18 protein-coding genes are annotated in these 20,958 nt (G+C 61.5%); 5 read left to right on the forward strand and 13 right to left on the reverse strand.

Features of this window, described 5'->3' with window-relative positions:
- The first annotated feature begins 196 nt into the window (after window positions 1-196).
- Window positions 197-1,855, forward strand: a complete 1,659-nt coding sequence (locus HX815_RS12550) for an MFS transporter (RefSeq protein WP_003207803.1) — start codon at window positions 197-199, stop codon at window positions 1,853-1,855.
- The gene (locus HX815_RS12555) at window positions 1,852-2,997 is read left to right on the forward strand and encodes an HlyD family secretion protein (protein WP_003207807.1); all 1,146 of its coding nucleotides are present in this window, start codon (window positions 1,852-1,854) and stop codon (window positions 2,995-2,997) included. The genes HX815_RS12550 and HX815_RS12555 overlap by 4 nt, the downstream gene beginning before the upstream one ends.
- 123 nt (window positions 2,998-3,120) lie before the next feature.
- On the opposite strand, the gene HX815_RS12560 is transcribed toward HX815_RS12555, so the two are convergent.
- From HX815_RS12560 to HX815_RS12605, 10 genes are all read right to left on the reverse strand, one after another.
- A complete protein-coding gene (locus HX815_RS12560; protein ID WP_177028343.1) occupies window positions 3,121-3,981 on the reverse strand; it encodes an aldose 1-epimerase in 861 nt (286 codons plus the stop codon).
- 212 nt (window positions 3,982-4,193) lie between these two features.
- On the reverse strand, window positions 4,194-5,474 hold the full coding sequence (locus tag HX815_RS12565; RefSeq protein ID WP_003207810.1) for a TRAP transporter large permease: 1,281 nt from the start codon (window positions 5,472-5,474) through the stop codon (window positions 4,194-4,196).
- Window positions 5,475-6,002: a TRAP transporter small permease gene (locus HX815_RS12570; RefSeq protein ID WP_102606476.1), complete on the reverse strand. Its 528-nt coding sequence runs from the start codon at window positions 6,000-6,002 to the stop codon at window positions 5,475-5,477.
- A 67-nt stretch (window positions 6,003-6,069) separates the two neighbouring features.
- Window positions 6,070-7,041, reverse strand: a complete 972-nt coding sequence (locus HX815_RS12575; RefSeq protein ID WP_177028344.1) for a TRAP transporter substrate-binding protein — start codon at window positions 7,039-7,041, stop codon at window positions 6,070-6,072.
- 51 nt (window positions 7,042-7,092) lie between these two features.
- Window positions 7,093-7,968 (reverse strand): SMP-30/gluconolactonase/LRE family protein, encoded by an 876-nt coding sequence (locus HX815_RS12580; RefSeq protein ID WP_177028345.1) that lies wholly within the window; start codon window positions 7,966-7,968, stop codon window positions 7,093-7,095.
- 30 nt (window positions 7,969-7,998) lie between these two features.
- Entirely contained in the window at window positions 7,999-8,820 is an 822-nt protein-coding gene (locus tag HX815_RS12585; RefSeq protein ID WP_003207819.1) for an NAD(P)-dependent oxidoreductase, read from the reverse strand.
- A 322-nt stretch (window positions 8,821-9,142) separates the two neighbouring features.
- Window positions 9,143-10,411, reverse strand: coding sequence for an OprD family porin (locus HX815_RS12590; protein WP_102369547.1), 1,269 nt, complete (start codon window positions 10,409-10,411; stop codon window positions 9,143-9,145).
- A 148-nt stretch (window positions 10,412-10,559) separates the two neighbouring features.
- A complete protein-coding gene (gene copD, locus HX815_RS12595; RefSeq protein ID WP_177028346.1) occupies window positions 10,560-11,417 on the reverse strand; it encodes a copper homeostasis membrane protein CopD in 858 nt (285 codons plus the stop codon).
- Between the two features lie 3 nt (window positions 11,418-11,420).
- Window positions 11,421-11,786, reverse strand: a complete 366-nt coding sequence (gene copC / locus HX815_RS12600; RefSeq protein WP_003207825.1) for a copper homeostasis periplasmic binding protein CopC — start codon at window positions 11,784-11,786, stop codon at window positions 11,421-11,423.
- A 23-nt stretch (window positions 11,787-11,809) separates the two neighbouring features.
- Window positions 11,810-12,253, reverse strand: a complete 444-nt coding sequence (locus HX815_RS12605) for a GNAT family N-acetyltransferase (protein WP_003207827.1) — start codon at window positions 12,251-12,253, stop codon at window positions 11,810-11,812.
- Between the two features lie 144 nt (window positions 12,254-12,397).
- On the opposite strand from HX815_RS12605, the gene HX815_RS12610 reads away from it, so the two are divergent.
- On the forward strand, window positions 12,398-13,018 hold the full coding sequence (locus HX815_RS12610; protein WP_003207828.1) for a TetR/AcrR family transcriptional regulator: 621 nt from the start codon (window positions 12,398-12,400) through the stop codon (window positions 13,016-13,018).
- A gap of 118 nt (window positions 13,019-13,136) precedes the next feature.
- On the opposite strand, the gene preA is transcribed toward HX815_RS12610, so the two are convergent.
- From preA to hydA, 3 genes are all read right to left on the reverse strand, one after another.
- On the reverse strand, window positions 13,137-14,411 hold the full coding sequence (gene preA, locus HX815_RS12615; RefSeq protein ID WP_003207829.1) for an NAD-dependent dihydropyrimidine dehydrogenase subunit PreA: 1,275 nt from the start codon (window positions 14,409-14,411) through the stop codon (window positions 13,137-13,139).
- Window positions 14,411-15,778: an NAD(P)-dependent oxidoreductase gene (locus HX815_RS12620; RefSeq protein WP_003207831.1), complete on the reverse strand. Its 1,368-nt coding sequence runs from the start codon at window positions 15,776-15,778 to the stop codon at window positions 14,411-14,413. Before HX815_RS12620 ends, preA begins: the two co-directional genes overlap by 1 nt.
- 163 nt (window positions 15,779-15,941) lie before the next feature.
- Window positions 15,942-17,381 (reverse strand): dihydropyrimidinase, encoded by a 1,440-nt coding sequence (gene hydA, locus HX815_RS12625; RefSeq protein ID WP_003207833.1) that lies wholly within the window; start codon window positions 17,379-17,381, stop codon window positions 15,942-15,944.
- A 600-nt stretch (window positions 17,382-17,981) separates the two neighbouring features.
- On the opposite strand from hydA, the gene HX815_RS12630 reads away from it, so the two are divergent.
- Entirely contained in the window at window positions 17,982-19,469 is a 1,488-nt protein-coding gene (locus tag HX815_RS12630; RefSeq protein ID WP_003207834.1) for an NCS1 family nucleobase:cation symporter-1, read from the forward strand.
- Window positions 19,470-19,648: 179 nt separating this feature from the next.
- Window positions 19,649-20,932, forward strand: a complete 1,284-nt coding sequence (locus tag HX815_RS12635; RefSeq protein ID WP_003207837.1) for a Zn-dependent hydrolase — start codon at window positions 19,649-19,651, stop codon at window positions 20,930-20,932.
- Window positions 20,933-20,958: the final 26 nt, after the last annotated feature.

Below are 20,958 nucleotides of genomic sequence, written 5' to 3' on the forward strand. Positions count from 1 at the left end.
CGTTTTGCTTACTTTTGCGCTGTTAAGAAGTGAGCCGCTGTGAGAGCGGAACCATAAGCAGCCGTTACCGCAGCAACGGATATGCACCCCAACCGCCCAAATCCCTCCCAAGATGGCAAGTTGAACTCCACTCAGGTTTACTACTCCCTGAGTAACCGTTCCACCGGCCCCAAACGCCGGTCATCAAGGCCACCGAATGGACAAATACACCCCCCACACCTGGCAGCCCCACGAGCGCCCGAGCCTGCCGGGCTCGCCGTCGACGCCGCTGCATTCCACCCGCAAGCGCTGGGCCTACGCCCTCGTCGGCGTACTCGTGGCAATCACCGGTGGCCTCGGCAACTCGCTGGTGATCGCCAACCTTGTGTACCTCCAGGGCGCCCTGGGGGCCACGACGGCCGAGATGGCCTGGCTCCCCGCCGCCTACGTCATGACCAACGTCTCCATGAACCTGCTGCTGGTGAAATTCCGCCAGCAATTCGGCCTGCGTGCGTTCACCGAAGTGTTCCTGGTGCTCTACGCCCTGGTCACCTTCGGCCACCTGTTCGTCAACGACCTCAGCTCGGCCATCGCCGTACGCGCGGCCCACGGCATGGTCGGCGCCGCCCTCAGTTCCCTGGGCCTGTACTACATGATCCAGGCCTTTCCCGCAAAGTGGCGGATGAAAGCCCTGGTGCTCGGCCTGGGCACCGCGCAATTGGCGTTGCCCCTGGCCCGACTGTTTTCCGAAGACCTGCTGCAAATCGCCGAATGGCGCGGCCTGTACCTGTTCGAACTGGGCATGGCCCTGACCTGCCTGGGCTGTGTGTTCCTGCTCAAGCTGCCACCGGGCGACCGCTTCAAGACCTTCGAAAAACTCGACTTCCTGACCTTCGCCATCCTCGCCACCGGCGTTGCCTTGCTCTGCGCGGTGCTGTCCCTGGGCCGTATCGACTGGTGGCTGGAAGCGCCGTGGATCGGTATCGCCTCGGCCTGCTCGCTGGTGCTGATCATGGCCGGCCTGGCCATCGAACATAACCGCTCCAACCCGTTGCTGATGACCCGTTGGCTGGGCAGCGGGGCGATGATTCGCCTGGCGTTGGCGGTGGTGCTGATTCGCATGGTGCTCTCGGAGCAGTCCACCGGCGCCGTGGGCTTCATGCAGATGCTGAACATGAGCAACGAGCAGATGCGCACGCTGTATTGGGTGATGCTGGCGGGGGCGATTGCCGGCCTGGCCGTGAGCGCGCTGACCATCAACCCCGCGCATTTGCTGATGCCGCTGATCATCTCCCTGGCCTTCATGGCCGTGGGCTCGGTGATGGACAGTTTCTCCAGCAACCTCACGCGTCCGCAAAACATGTACATCAGCCAGTTCCTGCTAGGCTTTGGCGGCACGTTCTTCCTCGGGCCGACCATGGTCCTGGGCACGAAGAACGTACTGACCAACCCCAGGAACCTGGTGAGTTTCTCGGTGCTGTTCGGGATTTGCCAGAACCTCGGCGGCCTCATCGGTGCGGCATTGCTCGGTACGTTCCAGATCGTGCGGGAGAAATTCCATTCCAGCATGATCGTCGAACACCTGACTTTGCTCGACCCGCGTGTGGCGGCGCGTGTTGCCAGCGGCGGCTCGGCCTATGGCGGGGTGATCGCCGACCCCGAGTTGCGCAACCTCATGGGCATTCGCAGCCTGGCCACGGCCGCCACCCGCGAGGCGAATGTGATGGCCTACAACGATGTGTTCATGCTGATCGCGATCATTGCCATACTCACCATGATCTGGATCTTTATCCGCAGCCTCTGGCTGATGAGTACCACTAAAGCTGCCGCCAGTGCAGCGCCTCCCGTTCAACCCAGCGGCGCACTTTCTTCATGACCGAACCGACGACGACCACCACCAACGCCATCGCTTCCACGCCGGAAGGCACCGCGCCGCCGAGCATGCCGGCCACCGAACCGCGCTCCTTGCGGGTGCGAATCATCTCTTCCATGGGCTTTGCCGCGATTGCGATTATCGGCGTGCTGATCGTGCTCTACGCCTGGCAGTTGCCGCCCTTCAGCAGCGCCGTGGAAACCACCGAAAACGCCCTGGTGCGCGGCCAGGTGACGATCATCGGGCCGCAGCTCAGCGGTTACGTGTATGAAGTGCCGGTGACGGACTTCCAGTACGTCAAGGCCGGGGATTTGCTGGTGCGCCTCGATGACCGTATCTACAAGCAGCGCCTTGATCAGGCCCAGGCGCAACTGGCGGTGCAGCAGGCGTCCCTGGCCAATGTGGTGCAGCAACGCAACAGCGCCGAGGCGACCATCAAGCTGCGTCAGGCGGCCTTGATGGACAGCCAGGCCCAGGCCCGCAAAAGCACCGCGGATTTGCGCCGCAATGAGGAGTTGATCAGCGATGGGTCGGTGTCCAAACGCGAGCTGGACGTGACCCGCGCCGCCAATGCGCAAACCATCGCGGCCGTGGCCCAGGCCCAGGCCAACCTGGAAATCGCCCGGCAGGATTTGCAGACAGTGATCGTCAATCGCGGTTCGCTGGAGGCGGCGGTGGCCAGTGCCGATGCGGCAGTGGAGCTGGCGCGTATCGACCTGTCGAACACCCGGATCATCGCCCCGCGTGACGGGCAACTGGGCCAGATTGGCGTGCGCCTCGGGGCCTACGTCAACAGCGGCGCGCAGTTGATGGCGCTGGTGCCGAACCAGCTGTGGGTGATCGCCAACATGAAAGAAACCCAGATGGACAACGTGCAGGTTGGCCAGCCGGTGACCTTTACCGTGGATGCCCTGGACCACCGCAAGTTTCACGGCACGGTGCAGCGCATTTCCCCGGCGACCGGGTCGGAGTTCAGCCTGTTGCAGGCGGACAATGCTACCGGCAACTTCGTCAAGATCGCCCAGCGGGTGCCGGTGCGGATTACCGTGGATCCGGGGCAGGAGCAGAGTGAACGGCTGCGACCGGGGTTATCGGTGGTGGTGAGTATCGACACGGCGGGGCGCCTGAAAAACACCCCTCCCTAAGACACAATGGAGATCAAAAATGTGGGAGCGGGCTTGCTCGCGAATGCGGAGTGTCAGTCGCAGATGTGTTGACTGATCCACCGCATTCGCGAGCAAGCCCGCTCCCACATGGGTTTTGTGTTGTTAGAGGGTTTTGTATTGCAGGCTGAAACTGAGTTCTGCCGACTGGCCTTGTTCCAACAGCTTCAATCCCGGCCTACCCGGCAGGTGATGGGCATTCACCGGATGACTCACCGGCTCGAAGCAGAAAAAATCCAGCCCCGGCGGGCAATACAGCAGGTAATAGTCGCTGCCGGTGGCCTGGCATTCCAGGGTGTAACCCAGGTCTGGCTGCTGGATGACGCAGCGCCCGTCCCACTGGCAAAAACCGTTGTCCACCAGTGTCTCGGGCAACGATTCTGGGTGTTGAAAATCCCACTCGGCGGGCACGGCAGCCAGGCCTGTCGGCAATTTCGCCGCATCACTCATCCATACCTGCGAAGCCTTTGCCTGCAATTGCGTGCCCGGCCTGCGGGGTAGATACGGATGCAATCCCAGCCCATGCCACGTCGCCGTTTCCGCCAGGTGCGTGACGCGCAAGGTGATGCTCAACTTGCCGCCCTTCAACTGAACCCGCTGCTCGGCGCGATACGCAAAGGGTGTGCTGCTGTCCAGTTGCAACACCACTTCGTCTGACGTCTGGCTGACCACCTGCCACACCTGTTGCCAGGCACTGCCATGAATTGGCAGCGGGTCCAGCGGGCTGTTGGGCTCAAGTCCCAACCACCCTGATGGGTTATCAAAGCCACCTTCGGCAACCCGGTTCGACCAGGGCGCCAGCGGGAAGCACGCAAGCTTCCCCGGCAGGCCGCTGGCCAGCGCCTGTCGATCGGTGTGGCGTAGCAACGGCTGGCCGCTGCTGCGTACTGTCCAGTTGACGATACTCCCGCCCAACGCTGGCGCCAGCGTCAGGTGGGTCAGGTTGTCTTCGAGTTCAAGCATCATGAGTGTCAGCAGACCTATTGAATGATGAATGCTTGTGTGGCGAGGGAGCTTGCTCCCGATGGGCTGCGGAGCGGCCCCAAAAAAGCGGGAGCGCTTCGCACTCCAGCGGGAGCAAGCTCCCTCGCCACAGAAAGCTCCCTCTCCACACCAAGCTCCCTTGCCACAGCAGCTCCCTCTCCACAATAGCTCCCTCGCTACACGCAGTGTGGGGCTTATAACACCAACCCCGGCAACCACAACGACAACGCCGGAATGTAGGTCACGGCCATCAGCACCAAAAACAGCACGCCATAAAACGGCAGCAACGCCTTCACGGTCTTCTCGATGCTGACTTTGCCCACCGCCGCCCCCACAAACAACACCGCACCCACCGGCGGGGTGATCAGGCCGATCCCCAGGTTCACCAGCATGATCATGCCGAAGTGCACCGGGTCGACGCCAATCCCCAGGATCACCGGCAGCAAAATCGGCGTGAGGATCAAAATCAGCGGCGCCATGTCCATCACCGTACCCAGCAACAGCAGCATGGCGTTGATGCACATCAGGATCACGTAGCGGTTGTCCGACAGGGTCAGGAACATCGTGGTGATCTTCGCCGGGATCTGCATCAGGGTCATGATGTAGCCGAAGCTGGCGGCGAACGCGATCAGGATCATCACGATGGAGATCGTGCGCACCGTGCGGTGCATCAGCTTGGGCAGCTCGCTCCATTTGTAGTCGCGGTAGATGAACATGGTCACGAAGAACGCCCACAACACCGCAATCGCCGCCGACTCGGTGGCGGTGAAGATGCCCGACAGAATCCCGCCAAGAATGATCACCATGGCCATCAGGCCCCACAATGCGTCGGCGCAGATTTTCAGTGCCTGTTTCAGGGGGATCACTTCGCCTTTGGGGTAGTTGCGCTTTTTCGCGAAGATCAGGCACAGCACCATCAGGCAGGCGCTCATCAGCAGGCCCGGGACCACGCCGGCCATGAACAGCGAGGCGATGGACACGGTGCCGCCCGCCGCCAGGGAGTAGAGCACCGAGTTGTGGCTGGGAGGCGTCAGCAAGGCTTGCACCGAGCCGCTTACCGTGACGGCGGTGGCGAATTCACGGGGATAGCCCTGGCGTTCCATTTCCGGAATCAGCACCGAACCGACAGACGCCGTATCGGCTACCGACGAGCCGGAGATCGCGCCAAAAAACGTCGAGGCCATGATGTTCACCAGGGACAGGCCGCCGCGCACAAACCCCACCAGCACCCCGGCAAACGCCACCAGCCGGCGCGACATGCCGCCCTCGGCCATGATCGCCCCGGCCAGCACGAAGAACGGAATCGCCATCAGCGAAAACTTGTTCACCCCGCCGGCCACCTGAATCATCAGGGCCTGGAACGGAATGTCGATCCACCACGCGCCGATCAGCGCAGAAAGCCCCAGGGCGTAGGCCACCGGCATGCCAATCAGGATCAGGGCGATAAAGCTGCCCAACAGAATCAATGCGTCCATTCAGGCAGCCCCCTCACTTTCTTCAACCAGGTCGAAGCGCACGACCCGACGGTGGCTCTGGTCACCCAGCAGGAGTTTTTCCAGCACAAAAACCAGGGTCAGCAAGCCACCGATCGGGATCGGCATATAGGTGATGCCCACCCGCAAGGTCGGCATGGCGCTCATGAACTGGTTCCAGGTCGACAGGCACAATTTGCTGCCCCAGATCGTCATGAACAGGCAGATGGTTGCCATCAGCAATTGTGAGACGATGCCGACGATTCGGCGTTGGCCGGGCGGCAGGCGGTCGGTGACCATGGCCACCGACATGTGCGCCCCGGCGCGGTAGCTGGCGGCGGCGCCGACAAAGGTGAACACCAGCATCAGCAGGATGGCGGTGGGTTCCGGCCAACTGGAGCCGGTGCCGAGTACGTAGCGGGCGAAGATGCCCCAGGGAATGATCAGCGCGACGCCGAGAACGGCGAGGCCGGCGATCCAGATGCAGCTCATGTAAATGCGGTCGTTGATGCGCAGCAGTAAATTCTTCATGGCGTTCACCGTAACCGGGCGCGTCGATGCCGACCGCGCCGGGCCTTATCTATGAGGGGAAGGAGGGTTACTCGACGGCTTCGATGCGCTTGATCAGTTCGGCGTAGGGCGCGCCGTACTTGTCGCGGATCGAAGCGGTGGCCTCATAGAACGGTTTCTTGTCGATGTCGATGAACTCCACACCGGCGGCCTTGAGCTTGGCTTCACTGCTGGCAGACTTGGCGTCCCACAGCTCGCGCTCCTGGATCTGCGCGGCTTTGGCGGTGTTCTTCACCAGCGCCTGTTGCTCGGGGGTGAGCTTGTTCCAGGTGATTTTCGACATCACGATGGGCTCGGGCAGAATCAGGTGGCCGGTCAGGCTGTAGAACTTGGCGTTCTGGTAGTGGTTGTGTTCCAGCAGGGTGGGCGGGTTGTTTTCCGCGCCGTCAATCACGCCGGTCTGCAGGGCGCTGAAGATCTCGCCGGTGTCCATGGCAATGCCGTTGCCGCCCATGGCGTTGATGGTTTCGATGAAGATCGGGTTGCCCTGCACGCGGATCTTCATGCCCTTGAGGTCTTCGATCTTGCGCACCGGTTTCTTGGTGTAGAGGTTGCGCGTGCCGCCGTCCATCCAGGCGAGCGCCACCAGGTTGAATTCGGAGTCGGTGATCTTGGCGAGGATTTCATCGCCGATCTCGCCGTCGATGACCTTGCGCATATGCACCTGGTCGCGGAACACGAACGGCATGTTGAACACGTTCACGTCCGGCACCACCGGGCCGACGATGCCGAGGCTGACCCGGGCCATCTGGATCGCGCCGACCTGGGCCTGTTCCACCACTTCCTTTTCCGAGCCCAGCACGCCGCCGGGGAACATCTTGAAGGTCAGGCCGCCGTTGCTTTCGGCCACCAGGGTTTTACCCAGCTGTTCTTCGGCGACGACGGTGGGGTAGCCGGCGGGGTGGATGTCGGCGAATTTGATTTCCAGCGCGTGGGCGGCACCGGCGAAGACGAAGGTGAAGGGGAGTGCGGCGAGGAGCAAAGTGCGTTTGAAGTCCATGGGGTGTCTCTCCAGTCTTGTTATTGTTTTATTCAAGGCACAGCGATGCAGCTAGAGGATGAAGGTGGGCTCCGGCAATCCGGTGACCCCGGGGTTGAGGGCAAACACGCCGCCGGCCAGCGACTGGGCACTGTGGTCGTCGCGGATCGAGGTGACGAACAGGGTGTCCAGGCGGTTGCCACCGAAGGCGCACATGGTGGGTTTTTTCACCGGCACGGCCAGTGAGCGGTCGAGACGGCCGTCGGGGGTAAAGCGGTGGACCAGCCCGGCATCGTTGGCGCAGATCCAGTAGCAACCTTCGGCATCCACGGCGGCTCCGTCGGGGCGGCCGAGGAACTGGTGCATATCCACAAACAGCCGCCGATTGGACGGCGTGCCGCTGTCGATGTCGTAGTCGAAGGCCCAGACCTGCTGGACCAACGGGTGCGAATCCGAGAGGTACATCGTGCGCCCGTCCGGGCTGAAGGCCAGGCCGTTGGGGGTGATGAAACCGTTGAGTGCGGTGTGAACCGCCCGGCCTGTTTCGTAGCGGTACAGTGCACCTTCGGCCGCATTCTCGGCCATGTTCAGCACCATGCTGCCGGCCCAGAACCGGCCCTGGCGATCACAGCGGCCATCGTTCAGGCGCATGTCCGGGCGGGCGTGCTCGACGCTGGCCAGGGGCGCAGTGTCGAGCCTGCCATCGTTGTGGGGCGTCAGCCGGAAGAGCCCGGTTTGCATGCCCGCGACCCAATCGCCCGCTGAGGTGCGGGCGATGCAGGCAAGCATCTGCGGAGCTTTCCAGGCCTGCGCCTGGCCGCTGGTGGCGTTCCAGCGTTGCAGTTCGCCTGTGGGAATATCCACCCAGTACAGGGCGTTTTCCCCGGGTACCCACACCGGGCATTCACCCACGGCGTTGCGGGCGTCGACAATCAGTTCTGCTTGCATGGCCACTCATTCCCTTGGGTTGGTCTGTGGTCAGTCACCGAACGGGCCGGCGGCGCAAAACGCGCCCCCCTGGTACACCCGCGCCGGGTCGTCGGCAGCGGGCATCGGCTGGGCTTCCACCTGTTTGCGGAATACTTCGGAAGAGTCCCGCGGGGTGAAGCCCAGGTGCGCGGCGAAGCGGTTGTCCCACCACACATCGAGGTTATCCGACATGCCGTAGACCACGGTATGCCCGACATTCGGTGTGTACAGCGAGCGTTCGAGCAGTTGGGTGAGGTCGTCGAAGCTCAGCCAGGTGTGCATCATCCGGCGGTTCTGGGGTTCCGGGAACGAGGAGCCGATGCGGATGCTGACGGTCTCGATGCCATAGCGATCGAAGTAGAAACTGGCCATGTCCTCGCCGTAGGATTTGGACAGCCCGTAGTAACTGTCGGGGCGGCGCGGGGAGTGGGCGTCGAGGGCTTCGTCCTGCTTGTAGAAGCCGATCACGTGGTTAGAGCTGGCGAAGATGACGCGCTTGACCCCATGGCGGCGCGCCGCTTCATAGATGTGGAAGATCCCGCAGATGTTCGCGCCCAGCACTTCCTCGAACGAGCGTTCCACCGATACGCCGCCGAAATGCAGGATCGCATCGACGCCTTCCACCAGTTGGTGCACGGCTTGTTTGTCGGAAAGATCGCAAGGCAATACTTCTTCGCTGTCGTCAGCGGCCGGGGCCATGTCGGCGATATCCGACAGGCGCAGTACCTTGGCGTAAGGACGCAGGCGTTCGCGCAAGACTTTGCCCAGGCCACCGGCGGCACCGGTGAGCAGCAAGCGGTTGAACGGGGTAGGGGCGGTTGTGGTGGTCATGGTGATCCCGTTATTGTTGTAGGTTGTCGTATGACTGATCCGAAGTATCCTTAGGGTTTCCTACACTTGTCAACGCACTATTGGTCGAAGTTGATAGAGGCTCATCGCTGTCCTGTGGCGAGGGGGCTTGCTGTGGCAAGAGGGCTTGCTGTGGCGAGGGAGCTTGCTCCCGCTGGAGTGCGAAGCGCTCCCAAGATTTTGGGGCCGCTGCGCAGCCCAGCGGGAGCAAGCTCCCTCGCCACAGCAATCTACCTCCCCACAGCAATCTCTCCCCACAGCAAGCTCCCCCGCCACAAAAGCCTTTCCGGTTGTTTGTAAACCGCTATAACAACGACAGCGGGTAACTGATGAATATCCGGTTCTCATCAAACTCGTTGGTACTGAAATCCCGGCGCATCGTTGCGTTGCGCCAGCGCACATTCAGGTCCCGCAGTGGACCGCTTTGTACCGTGTAGGCCAGCTCCGACTCACGGCCCCACTCCTTGCCATTGGTGATCGCCCCGGTGTGCACGTTATCGCCACTGATGTAGCGGTTCATCATGGTCAACCCGGGAATGCCCAGTACCACGAAGTTGAAGTCGTGCCGCACCTGCCAGGACTTTTCCTTGGCGTTGTCGTAGCTGGCGTTGTAGCTGTCGTTGGCCAGGGTGCCGCCGCTGGTGCCGTTGACCCGCATCCAGGCGCTGTCGCCGGTGAGTTTCTGCAGGCCGATATAGAAGCTGTTGCCTTTGTATTTGGCCGAGAGCAGGGCGAACGCGGTTTTGTTGTCGAGGTCGCCGGCCAGGGCCTTGCCGTCTTCCTTGCCGGTGAAGAACCCGAGGTTGGCGCCCAGGGTCCAGTCGCCCACGGGCTGGCTGTGGGTCAGGTTGAAATACTGTTGCTGGTAGATGTCACTGAGTTCGGCGTACCACACGCCTACCTGGGTGCGCTTGTCGTTGAAGGTGTATTCGCCGCCGCCGAAGTTGAAGCGGTCCGAGGTGAATGCGGCTTTGCCGTTGAGAAACATGTCATCCATGCTCGCGTCGTTGCGCGGGCTGTTGCCGCGAAACTGGCCGCCATACAAGGTCAGGCCGGCGATTTCCCTGGACGTTACCTGGCCGCCGCGGAACGTTTGCGGCAGTGAGCGGCCGTCATCCGAGCGCAGGATCGGCAGTACCGGCATCCATTCGCCGACTTTCAATTCGGTGTTCGACAGCTTGGTTTTCAGCGCCACGCCCAGGCGCCCGAAGTTATCGGCAGGGCGGCCATCGCTGCGGGTCGGCAGCAGTTGGGTGCCGGCGGTACCTTTGCCGCCGTCGAGTTTCTGCGAGTAAAGGCCCAGCACGTCCAGGCCGAAACCGACGGTGCCTTGGGTGAAGCCGGACCTGGCATCGAGAATGAAGTTTTGCGTCCACTCCTCGGCCTTGCCCTGGGGGTAGGCGGGGTTGGTGAAGTTGCGGTTGAAGTAGGCGTTGCGCAGGTTGAGCGTGGCGGTGGCGTCATCGATGAAGCCTTCTGCCGAGGCGGTGGCGGGGAGGGTAAAGGCCAGGCTGCTCAAACCGATGGCGGCAAAACGGGTGGTGCCGGAGAAATGGCGGACGTGTTGGCTCACAGTGACGCTCCCTTGTCTTCTTGTTGTTTTTATTTTTTGTTATACGTTGTCGTACAACATTGGGAGCGATATTTGCGAGGTTTCAGGGGGTTGTCAATCGAAAGTTATACGATGACTCCCTGCGTGAAGGGAGTCAGTGGGGGAGGAGTTATCCCGCTGCAACCATGGGCGGCAAGGTGCCAAGCAGCGAAACGGTGGCTACCGCTGAAACACCTAGTAACCATTCAATCATCACGCTGGCCTTCAAGGCAGGCAGCCGCTGTTCACAGTTGTGAATCCGCAGGCGGTTCAGCAGCGCCAGGGCGAGCATGCCGAACACCAGCAGCACCTTGATCAACAGGATCAGGGCGAACCCTGTGAACAATGGCGTCGGCCAGAACTGCCCGGTGAGCACCCGCACGTTGATCAGTCCGGTCACCAGCAGCCCTGTCACCAGGCCATAACCGATGCCACTGAAGCGCTTGAGGATCGGTTCCAACGGATAGCGGGGCGATTGCCTGAGGATCAACACCAGCAGGAGCAGGCCGCCCAGCCAGGCACCGACACACACCAGGTGCACCACCTGATTGAGGATCAGCAACTGTCCGGCCATGCCATTGAGCATGGCGCCATGGCCCACCGGTGCCAGTGTCGCCAGCAGCAATGCACAGAGCGGCAGGCGCAACGCCTTCCACGGCGTCATCAGGCCCAGAACCAGCAGCACGTTCAGTAGCAAGTGCCAGGTCCAGACCTGGCCGAAGAAGGTTTTGCCCAGCACCAACTGCACGGTCGACCATTCCAGCGCGCCCAGCCCGACACCGGCCATGCTCGCGCTGATCAACAGCAGCCACGCCACCCCCGACACCAATGCCAGCCACGCCAACCCTTGGGTGATGCGCGACAGTTGGCGGTCCAGCACCGGTTGCGGTCCCGCGCCCAGCAGCCAGGGCCTGAACACACAGGCCCCGAACATCAACAGCACGACGATGAAATGCAGGAAACGGCACAGCACCAGCAGGGTGGCCATGGATTACTGGCCGACCTTGAAGCTGTATTCACCGTTGCTCTTGTGGGTATCCACCGAGACCGCGTTCCACACCACTTTGTAGGTGCCGGCGGCCAAGGGTGCGGCCGGTGTCACCACCAATACTTTCTTGTCGGCGTCCGGGGTTTCCAGGCCCTTGATCGCGACTTCGGTGCCGTCCTTGCTCAGGGATACCTTGGTGAAGGTCGCTTCAACGCCTTCGCTGAACGTCAGGCGCAGGTCCTTGGGCGCGGCGACGCTGCTGTCGGCGGCAGGCTCCGAGCTTTTCAGGTGGGCGTGGGCAAACGCGGCCGAGGCGCCCAGCAGGGAAGCGAGCAGGGCAACGGTGGTGAGGGTCTTCTTGATCAACATTGTTCAATACCTTCAGGTGAGAGTCAGTCGTTCGGTAGTGCCATGTGCAACAAGGGGAAGGGCTTGCCTTCGCCATCGACGGGCGAGCGGCCGGTCTGGATAAAACCATAGTGCAGGTAGAAACCCACGGCCTGTGGATTCTGCTCGTTCACGTCGACCCGCAGGGTGTCGTGGCGGGCGCGTACGAAGTCCAGCAACTGGCGACCGATGCCCTGGCCGCGTCGGTTCGGGTCGATAAACAGCATCTCGACATTATTGCCGCCGGTGCCGACGAAGCCGCCAATGCCTTGGGTATCTTCGTACACCCACACTTCAAGTGCGGGCATCGGCAGGTAGCAGTCGCGTACCAGGGGCAGCAGGCGCTGGATGTCGTCTTCGCTGAGAAAGTCATGGGTGGCGCGCACCGAGCGTTCCCACAGTGCACCCAGCACCGGGTCGTCGCACGCGCTTCGCTGTCGAATAGTCATGGGGGATGATCCTTCGAGGGGATGGCGATGCTAACCAATCCGCTATCGGCGGGGAAGGTTCTTGTACGAAGTTTCACAGTGGCGTGTCGCCGCGATCTAGAGCGGATGGTAGTCTTGAAGCCATGTTGTTGTCAGGGAGCCCTTATGGGCAATCACAAGATCGGTATTCGTCGGGTCAACGTCGAAAAGATTCTGCTGGCGGCTGAAAAGGTCTTCGCCGAGAAGGGCTATGGCAGCACCGCCATGGCCGACATCGCTGAAGAAGTGCAACTGCCGCGCTCCAACCTGCATTACTACTTCAGTACCAAGAGCGAGCTGTACAGCGCGGTGTTGTTCGACCTGCTCGAGGTGTGGAAGCAGGACGCCTTGTGCTTCGAGATGTTCGACGACCCGCGGGTGGTGCTCAGTAGCTACATCCGCGCCAAGATGCAACATTCCCGCAGCCGGCCTTATGGTTCGAAAGTCTGGGCGAATGAAATCATCCACGGCGCGCCAACCCTGGGGGAGGCGCTGGATGTGAGCCTGTATGACTGGGCCAAGATGAAGGAAGCGAAGATTCGCCAGTGGGTGGAGGACAAGCGGATTTTGCCGGTGGAGCCGTCGAGCCTGCTGTATATGATCTGGGCGTCGACCCAGCACTATGCCGACTTTGATCATCAGGTGAAGATCCTGAATGACCATCAGCCGTTGTCGGACATGCAGTTTGAGCGGGCGGTGCAGACGGTGACGAGTGTGATCCTGCGGGGGATCGGGTTGGAGCCCTAGATCGTTCCCACGCTCCGCGTGGGAATGCCGCCTGGACGCTCTGCGTCCGTTCTTAAGGTCGTGACGCGGAGCGTCAACGGATGCATTCCCACGCGGAGCGTGGGAACGATCATTCAGGCTACACCGCCTCGCGGTAGGGGTTCCTCGGGTCCTGCGTCCAGTTCAAAAACGGCTTCCCGGTATCCACCGGCACCATCTCGATACAGTCCGCCACCGGGCAGGTGATCTGGCACAGGTTGCACCCCACGCACTCATCATCGATCACCTCGTATTTATGTGTCCCATCTGCCTGCTTCAAGCTGGCAATCGCCTGGTGCGACGTATCTTCACAGGCAATATGGCAACGCCCACAGCCAATACATGCCGCCTGGTCAATTTTGGCGATCACCTGGTAATTGATATCCAGGTACTTCCAATCCGTCGTATTGCCCACCGCCCGCCCGGAAAATTCCTGCAGGCTGCTGTAACCCTGGCTGTCCATCCACCGCGACAGCCCGTCCTTCATTTCTTCGACAATCCGAAACCCATGCAGCATCGCCGCCGTGCACACCTGCACCGCGCCGCAGCCCAGCGCAACGAATTCCGCTGCATCGCGCCAGTTGCCAATCCCGCCAATCCCGCAGATCGGCAAGCCTTGTGTCTGTGGGTCCCGGGCAATCTCCGCCACCATGTTCAGCGCGATGGGTTTCACCGCCGAGCCGCAGTAACCCCCGTGGGTGCTTTGGGTGCCGACCATCGGCAGGGCGACCATGCGCTCCAGGTCGACACTGGTGATGGAGTTGATGGTGTTGATCAGCGACACCGCATCCGCGCCCCCGCGATACGCTGCCCGCGCCGCCACGCGTATGTCGGTGATGTTCGGCGTGAGCTTGACGATCACCGGCAGCGAGCAATAGGTCTTGCACCAGCGCGTCACCTGTTCCACATACTCCGGCACCTGGCCCACCGCCGCGCCCATGCCGCGTTCCGGCATGCCGTGGGGGCAGCCGAAGTTCAGCTCGATGCCGTCGCAGCCGGTGGCTTCCACCAGTGGCAGGATGTGTTTCCACGACTCCTCAACACACGGCACCATCAATGACACGATCAGCGCGCGGTCCGGCCAGTCCTTTTTCACCTGGGTGATTTCCCGCAGGTTGATCTCCAGGGACCTATCGGTAATCAGCTCGATATTGTTGATGCCGAGCACTTCACGGTTGGCGCCAAAGTGCGCCGAGTAGCGCGATGAGACGTTGACCGCGGCCGGGTCTTCGCCGAGGGTTTTCCAGACCACGCCGCCCCAGCCTGCTTCAAAGGCGCGGACCACGTTGTAGGCCTTGTCGGTAGGCGGCGCGGAGGCCAGCCAGAACGGATTGGGGGCTTTGATACCGGCGAATACAATCGAGAGATCGGCCATTACGCAGCCTCCACATTCAGCATGAGTTGGGCGTGCATGGCTTCAGCGGCCAGCTTGCCGTGTTGCACGGCCTGGACGGTGAGGTCCTGGCCGAGGCTGACGCAATCGCCGCCGGCGTACACACCGGGGATGCTGGTGCGCAGCTGTTCGTTGACGAAGATCCGATCGCCCTGGCGTTGCAGTTGGTGGGCCAGCGGGTCGTGCAGCGCCTCGTCGTCGAAGCCTTGGCCGATGGCCTTGAAGATCGCGTCGGCGGCCAGTTCGAAGGTCTCGCCGGTGGCTTGCAGGCGGCCATCGACCATGCGGGTGCGGGCGAAACGCATGCCGCGCACATGGCCCTGGTCGTCGAGCAACACTTCTTCGGGCTGGGCCCAGGTCAGCAGGCGTACCTGGTTGGCCTTGGCGATGTCCTGCTCATGGCCGGTGGCGCCCATTTCAGCCAGGCCACGGCGATACACCAGGTTGACGTCACGGGCACCGAGGCGGGCCATTTGCACCGCCATGTCGATGGCCGTGTTGCCGGCGCCGAGCACGATGCAACGGTCGGCCAGGGGCAGTTGACTGAGGTCGTCGGCCTGGCGCAGTTCACGGATGTAGTCGGTGGCGGCGAGCAGGCCGGGGGCGTCTTCGTGTGGCAGGCCGAGCTGTTTGCTGGCAGCCAGGCCAAGGCCGAGGAACACTGCATCGAACTGCTGGTGCAGTTCGCTCAAGGTCAGGTTGTCGCCCAGGCGCTGGCCGTGACGGATCTCGATGCCGCCGATCTGCAGGAGGAAATCCAGTTCCTTTTGCGCGAAGTCATCCACCAGCTTGTACTTGGCGATCCCGTATTCATTCAGGCCGCCGGCTTTTTCCCGGGCTTCGAAAATCACCACGTCATGGCCGTGCAGGGCGCTGCGATGGGCGCAGGACAAACCCGCAGGCCCGGCGCCGACCACCGCGATGCGCTTGCCGGTGGGCGCGGCGCGCTGGAACGGGTGTTCGCTGAAGTGCGCGTTGTCCACCGCGTAACGCTGCAACAGGCCGATCAGCACCGGGGCGCATTCCTCGGCATTGTTGCGCACGCAGGCTTGCTGGCAGAGGATTTCCGTCGGGCAGACCCGGGCGCAACTGCCGCCGAGGATATTCGCCGAGAGAATCTTCTGCGCGGCGCCCTGGACGTTCTCCGTGTGGATATTGCGGATGAACGACGGGATATCGATCTCGCTGGGGCACGCGTTGACGCACGGCGCGTCGTAGCAGTAGAGGCAGCGCGACGCTTCCAGTTGGGCTTGCCGGGCATTGAGCGGCGGCGCCAGGTCGGTGAAATGCGCGGCGAGGGCCGCCGCATCTTCATGGGGGTGGGGAAGATGGTTCAGGGTCTGGATCACGGTATTGGCCTCACGGTTTTTGAGGTGCTGCCTCTGGTGGGCAGTGGTTTTTTTGTTGCCTGTACCGGCCTCTTCGCGAGCAAGCCCGCTCCCACATTCGCCCCCATTCCAACAGGATAAATGCAGTCGAATGTGGGAGCGGGCTTGCTCGCGAATGGCGGCCTCAGCGTTTCACAGCAACCGGCCTGGAACGCTCCGCCCGCTTGCTCAACTGCTCAAACACCGGCGGATACGTCGGCCGTTCGATATACCGACCCGCACCCCGTTCGGCGCGCAAATCCCCATCCGCCCAGACCAGCTTGCCCTGGCTGATGGTATGGCTCGGCACGCCGCGCACGGTCTTGCCTTCGAAGATGTTGAAGTCGACTTTCTGGTGGTGAGTCTTCGCGGAAATGGTCCGTGTGCCTTGCGGGTCCCACAGCACCAGGTCAGCATCGGCCCCCACGCGGATCGCTCCTTTGCGTGGATACAGGTTGAAGATCTTCGCGGTGTTGGTAGACGTCAGCGCAACGAATTCCTGCATCGACAAGCGCCCAGTGTTCACGCCCTCATCCCACAACAGCGCCATGCGGTCTTCGATACCGGCAGTGCCATTGGGAATTTTGCTGAAGTCATCCCGCCCGGCGGCTTTTTGCTCGGCGCAGAAGCAGCAATGGTCGGTGGCGGTGGTGTGCAGGTTGCCGGATTGCAAGCCATGCCACAGTGCCTCCTGATGCCCGCGCGGGCGGAAGGGCGGGCTCATCACATAGCCGGCGGCGGTCTGCCAGTCGGGGTGTTGATACACGCTGTCGTCCAGCAGCAGATGCCCGGCCAATACTTCGCCGTACACCGGCTGGCCCTTGCTGCGGGCATAGGTGATTTCATCCAGCGCTTCCTTGGTGGACACGTGCACCAGGTACAGCGGCGTGCCGATGGTTTCGGCAATCCGGATCGCCCGGCTGGCGGCTTCACCTTCCACCTGCGAAGGCCGCGACAACGGATGCGCTTCAGGCCCGGTAATGCCCTGGGCCATCAGCTTGCGTTGCAGGTGATACACCAGCTCGCCGTTTTCGGCATGCACCGTCGGTACCGCACCCAGTTCCAGGCAGCGTTCGAAGCTCGCCACCAAGGTGTCGTCGGCGGCCATGATCGCGTTCTTGTACGCCATGAAATGCTTGAAGCTGTTGATGCCGTGTTGGCTCACCAGCTCGGCCATTTCCTCGCGGACCTGCTCGCTCCACCAGGTAATGGCGACGTGAAAGCCGTAGTCGGACGCCGACTTCTCGGCCCAGCCGCGCCACTGATGGAAGGCTTCCAGCAGGGATTGCTGCGGGTTGGGAATCACGAAGTCGATGATCGACGTGGTGCCGCCCGCCAACCCGGCGGCCGTGCCACTGAAAAAATCTTCACTGGCCACGGTGCCCATGAAGGGCAACTGCATATGGGTATGGGGGTCGATGCCGCCGGGCATCAGGTATTGACCGCTGCCGTCGAGTATCTCGGTGCCGGCGGGAATATCCAGATCAGTGCCAATGGCGCGGATTAGACCGTCTGCGCATAAAACATCGGCTCGGTAACTTTCATCATGGGTAATAACGGTAGCGCCACGGATCAACAGCGACATGTCGAGTTCCTCACAGGCTTGACCGGCTTGTGCCAGTTCTAAGTGTTGTCATGCATCGCGCCGCTGGAAGTTAATTCCTGTCAGCGGTGACAGGAATAGAAACTAGCCCGAGTTTTTCGAATGAGCAAGAATATTTTTTATAAGCTTATATCTTTATTAAGTAATTGAATTTTAACGATAAAAAATCAAAATCACCAAAATGTAGCGGCCTCTCACCATTTTGACGCACTTGACAGGTTCCCAATATGAGCAACATTTCCTATTGCAAATCAGACGCTTGAGACATGCCTCTTGACGGGGCCGGTAAATAAAAATAATTGTGTTGCACCAGATTGAGTCCTGAGGGTTCGGACAACTTCTGCGTTAGTTGGCCTGAGTAACGCTGAAAGTAACGAGGGGCTCTTCGGTCGAGACAACAAAGCTGATAAACATCAGCAAGTTATATAAGCGGTGCGGGCAGGTTGACGGTTTACGGCACGGTTATTGAGTGCGGTGGCGGTTGGCCGGGTCCCGGATGTCATGTTGTCAACGAGGTACTCCGGCCATCCCGTGCACGTCACGGGATGAGCAAAAATAATTCGAAAAAACCGTGGAGCGGCCATGCAACAGAACAGATCGCAAGTCATTGAGCGCAACGGCCTGTACGAACTCGACGCCGGCCCCGACGTCCTCGACAGCCCCCGCTACAACCACGACATGGCACCGACCAAGGTGCGCGAACGCACCTGGAACAAGTGGCATATCACCGCGCTGTGGATCGGCATGTCGGTGTGTGTGCCGACCTACACCCTGGGCGGCGTGCTCACCGCGTACTTCGGGTTGTCGGTGGGCGAGGCGCTGATGGCGATCCTGCTGGCCAATATCGTGGTGCTGATCCCGCTGACCCTCAACGCCTTCCCCGGTACCAAGTACGGCATCCCGTTTCCGGTGTTGCTGCGCTCGTCCTTCGGCGTGCTCGGCTCCAACGTGCCGTGCCTGATCCGCGCGCTGGTGGCGTGTGGCTGGTTCGGTATCCAGACGATGTTTGGCGGCCTGGCGATCCACCTGTTCCTGGGGTCGATTTTCGAGGGTTGGAAATCCCTTGGCGGCACCGGTGAAGTGATCGGCTTCATGATCTTCTGGACCCTGAACCTGTGGGTGGTATTGCGTGGCGCCGAGTCGATCAAATGGCTGGAAACCCTGTCGGCACCGCTGCTGGTGGCGGTGGGTATCGGGCTGCTGGTGTGGGCGCTGCCGAATGTGTCGCTGACCGAGCTGATGGCGATCCCGCCCAAACGTCCCGAAGGCGCCAGCCTCACCGGCTACTTCATGGCGGGCCTGACGGCGATGGTGGGTTTCTGGGCCACCTTGTCGTTGAACATTCCCGACTTCAGCCGCTACGCCAAAAGCCAGAAAGACCAGATCCTCGGGCAGATTTTCGGCCTGCCGCTGACCATGTTCCTGTTCGCCGCCCTCGGCGTAATCATGACCGCCGCCTCGGTGAAACTGGTGGGCGTCAGCGTCTCCGACCCGGTCACCCTGATCGGCCATATCCAGAGCCCGGTGTGGGTGGCCGTGGCGATGGCGCTGATCATCATCGCCACCTTGTCCACCAACACCGCGGCGAACATCGTCTCGCCCACCAACGACTTCCAGAACATCGCCCCCAAGCTGATCAACCGCACCACGGCGGTGGTGCTCACCGGCCTGGTGGGCCTGGCGTTGATGGCCCATGAACTGCTGAAAAAGCTCGGGCTGATCATTTCCGACGTGAGCCTGGAAACCGTCTATTCCAACTGGTTGCTGGGTTACTCAAGCCTCTTGGGGCCGATCGCCGGGATCATGGTGGTGGACTATTTCATCATCAAGAAACAGCAACTGGACCTCGCCGGTTTGTATCGTGATGACGTGTACCCGGCGTGGAACTGGCATGGCTTCCTGGCGTTTGGCGTGCCGGTGGTGCTGACGTTGCTGTCCCTGGGCAGCGATGCGTTCAGCTGGTTCTACAGCTATGGCTGGTTCACCGGCTCGGCGCTCGGTGGCCTGTTGTATTACGCCCTCTGCATGAAACGCGGGGCTCGTGTGGTCGCCGTGAAAACACCGCTTTAATCGATGTGGAATGCAATCAAATGTGGGAGCGGGCTTGCTCGCGAATACGGTGTGCCAGTCGCCAGATGTGTTAGCTGAATCACCGCCTTCGCGAGCAAGCCCGCTCCCACATTTTTGATCGCAGTCCTCCAGTGAGAGTCTGGTCAAATTTATAAGAACTACTGCCTGAGGAGACCCCCATGAACGCTGCCATAGACGTTCTGCAATCCACCCATCAGCACATCAACCGCGATCGTCTGTGGCTGTCCCTGATGGAACTCGCCAAGCTCGGCGCCACCCCCAAGGGCGGCGTCTGCCGCCTGGCCCTGACCGACCTCGATCGCCAGGCCCGCGACCTGTTTGTGAAGTGGTGCGAGGAAGCGGGCTGTACCGTGACCATCGATGGCGTCGGCAATATCTTCGCCCGCCGGCCGGGGCGCAATCCCCAGTTGCCGCCGGTGATGACCGGCAGCCATATCGACACCCAGCCCACCGGCGGCAAGTTTGATGGCTGTTTTGGCGTGCTGGCGGGCGTTGAGGTATTGCGCACCCTCAATGACCTGAAGGTGGAAACCGAAGCGCCGCTGGAAGTGGTGGTGTGGACCAACGAAGAAGGCTCGCGCTTTCCTCCCTGCATGATGGGCTCCGGGGTGTTTGCCGAGAAATTCACCCTGGTCGACACGCTGGCCAAGACGGATGCCGATGGCGTGACCGTGGGCGATGCGCTGAATGCCATTGGGTATGCCGGATCACGCCCGGTGAGCGGGCACAAGGTGGGCGCATATTTCGAAGCACATATCGAGCAAGGTCCGATTCTTGAGGATGAAAAGAAAACCATCGGTGTGGTGCTGGGCGCCCTTGGCCAGAAATGGTTCGACCTGAAACTGCGGGGTGTCGAGGCGCATGCGGGGCCGACCCCGATGCACCTGCGCAAGGATGCCCTGGTCGGTGCCGCGGCCGTGGTGGCTGCAGTTAACGCGGCGGCGTTGGGTCATCAGCCTCACGCCTGCGGCACCGTCGGTTGCCTGCAAGCGTATCCGGGCTCACGCAACGTCATTCCTGGCGAAGTGCGCATGACCCTGGACTTCCGCCATCTGGAACCGGCGCGGCTGGATTCGATGATTGCCCAGGTGCGCAAAGTGATTGACGAAACCTGCGCCAAGCACGGCCTCACGTTCGAGATGACACCCACCGCTGACTTCCCGCCGCTGTACTTCGACAAAGGCTGCGTGGATGCCGTGCGTGATGCGGCCAATGGGTTGGGGTTGTCCAACATGGATATCGTGAGCGGGGCAGGGCATGACGCGATTTTCGTCGCGGAACTGGGGCCCGCGGGGATGATCTTTGTGCCGTGTGAAGGTGGCATCAGCCATAACGAAATCGAGAACGCGGCGCCGGATGATTTGGCGGCGGGGTGTGCGGTGTTGCTGAGGGCGATGGTGGCAGCTTCGGTGGCAATCGCCAGCGGTAAGTTGGCTGCCTGAGTACGTCCAGTCACTGCGATAAAATG

Source organism: Pseudomonas sp. E6002 (genome assembly GCF_013385565.1).
Taxonomy (GTDB): Bacteria; Pseudomonadota; Gammaproteobacteria; order Pseudomonadales; family Pseudomonadaceae; genus Aquipseudomonas.

Coding starts and splice junctions, on each gene's coding strand:
- HX815_RS12575 (WP_177028344.1), bottom strand. CDS start 7,041: ATGGACTTCAAACGCACTTTGCTCCTCGCCGCACTCCCCTTCACCTTC.
- HX815_RS12635 (WP_003207837.1), top strand. CDS start 19,649: ATGAACGCTGCCATAGACGTTCTGCAATCCACCCATCAGCACATCAAC.
- HX815_RS12560 (WP_177028343.1), bottom strand. CDS start 3,981: ATGATGCTTGAACTCGAAGACAACCTGACCCACCTGACGCTGGCGCCA.
- HX815_RS12585 (WP_003207819.1), bottom strand. CDS start 8,820: ATGACCACCACAACCGCCCCTACCCCGTTCAACCGCTTGCTGCTCACC.
- hydA (WP_003207833.1), bottom strand. CDS start 17,381: ATGTCGCTGTTGATCCGTGGCGCTACCGTTATTACCCATGATGAAAGT.
- HX815_RS12565 (WP_003207810.1), bottom strand. CDS start 5,474: ATGGACGCATTGATTCTGTTGGGCAGCTTTATCGCCCTGATCCTGATT.
- preA (WP_003207829.1), bottom strand. CDS start 14,411: ATGGCCGATCTCTCGATTGTATTCGCCGGTATCAAAGCCCCCAATCCG.
- HX815_RS12610 (WP_003207828.1), top strand. CDS start 12,398: ATGGGCAATCACAAGATCGGTATTCGTCGGGTCAACGTCGAAAAGATT.
- HX815_RS12555 (WP_003207807.1), top strand. CDS start 1,852: ATGACCGAACCGACGACGACCACCACCAACGCCATCGCTTCCACGCCG.
- HX815_RS12570 (WP_102606476.1), bottom strand. CDS start 6,002: ATGAAGAATTTACTGCTGCGCATCAACGACCGCATTTACATGAGCTGC.
- HX815_RS12630 (WP_003207834.1), top strand. CDS start 17,982: ATGCAACAGAACAGATCGCAAGTCATTGAGCGCAACGGCCTGTACGAA.
- HX815_RS12550 (WP_003207803.1), top strand. CDS start 197: ATGGACAAATACACCCCCCACACCTGGCAGCCCCACGAGCGCCCGAGC.
- copD (WP_177028346.1), bottom strand. CDS start 11,417: ATGGCCACCCTGCTGGTGCTGTGCCGTTTCCTGCATTTCATCGTCGTG.
- copC (WP_003207825.1), bottom strand. CDS start 11,786: ATGTTGATCAAGAAGACCCTCACCACCGTTGCCCTGCTCGCTTCCCTG.
- HX815_RS12605 (WP_003207827.1), bottom strand. CDS start 12,253: ATGACTATTCGACAGCGAAGCGCGTGCGACGACCCGGTGCTGGGTGCA.
- HX815_RS12580 (WP_177028345.1), bottom strand. CDS start 7,968: ATGCAAGCAGAACTGATTGTCGACGCCCGCAACGCCGTGGGTGAATGC.